This is a genomic window from Rhizobium sp. P2_G9 (assembly GCF_056403475.1).
Map to the genome: position 1 here is coordinate 1 of NZ_JBFUFK010000124.1, position 1,305 is coordinate 1,305.

The 1,305-nt window shown below is 62.5% G+C and carries 1 pseudogene; it reads right to left on the minus strand.

The window, feature by feature from the left end:
- Positions 1-1,305: pseudogene (locus AC1DYF_RS40265) on the minus strand (OmpA family protein); the annotation flags it as partial.

Below are 1,305 nucleotides of genomic sequence, written 5' to 3' on the forward strand. Positions count from 1 at the left end.
TGATAGAATTGCCATTGCGAATGAACGCGGGCGGGATCGACATGCGTTCCAGACAACAGCGACTGCGGGTCGGCGCCAAGCGGGTCTCTCAGGCCGGAAATGTAGAATTGTCCACCCCTCGCCGTTTGTTGGGCGACGATGATGCCCGGCTGGGTTCCCAGTCGCGATACATAGGCCTGCCAGTGCTCCGCCGCGCGTGCTTCGGGGCTCACATCACGAACCTTGGAGATGGCGAATTCCGGTCCGCCTACCGAAAGCTGTCGGGCCACTGCGCGCGCCCGATCTATCCAGGTGTCGGGAGCCTCACCCTCGGCAACGATGCGATCCTTGACGATCGAAAGCAGAACAGATTTGGGCGGAGCCAGCGACGCCGTCAGCCGCTTCAACACGAACGCCGGCTCTAGGCTCTGATAGAATTGCCATTGCGAATGGACGCGGGCGGGATCGACATGCGTTCCAGACAACAGCGACTGCGGGTCGGCGCTAAGCGGGTCTCGCAGGCCGGAAATGTAGAATTGTCCACCCCTCGCCGTTTGTTGGGCGACGATGATGCCCGGTTGGACCTCCAGTCGCGACACATAGGCCTGCCAGYGCTCCGCSGCGCGTGTTTCGGGGCTCACATCACGAACCTTGGAGATGTCGAATTCCGGTCCGCCTGCMGAAAGCTGTCGGGCCGCTGCGCGCGCCCGRTCTATCCAGGTGTCGGGAGCCTCACCCTCGGCAACGATGCGACCCCGGACAATCGAAAGTCGTACTGTATCCGGCGGAGCCAGCGATGCCGTCAGCCGCTTCAACACGAACGCCGGCTCTAGGCTCTGATAGAATTGCCATTGCGAATGAACGCGGGCGGGATCGACCTGCGTTCCAGACAACAGCGACTGCGGGTCGGCGCCAAGCGGGTCTCTCAGGCCGGAAATGTAGAATTGGCCGTCGCGCACCTTTTGTTCRGCAACGATGATGCCCGGTTGGGCCCTCAGTCGCGACATATAGGCCTGCCAGTGCTCCGCCGCACGCGTTTCGGGGCTCACATCACGAACCTTGGAGATGTCGAATTCCGGTCCGCCTGCCGAAAGCTGTCGGGCCGCTGCGCGCGCCCGATCTATCCAGGTGTCGGGAGCCTCACCCTCGGCAACGATGCGATCCCGGACAATCGAAAGTCGTACTGTATCCGGCGGAGCCAGCGACGCCGTCAGCCGCTTCAACACGAACGCCGGCTCTAGGCTCTGATAGAATTGCCATTGCGAATGGACGCGGGCGGGATCGACATGCGTTCCAGACAACAGCGACTGCGGGTCGGCGCTAAGC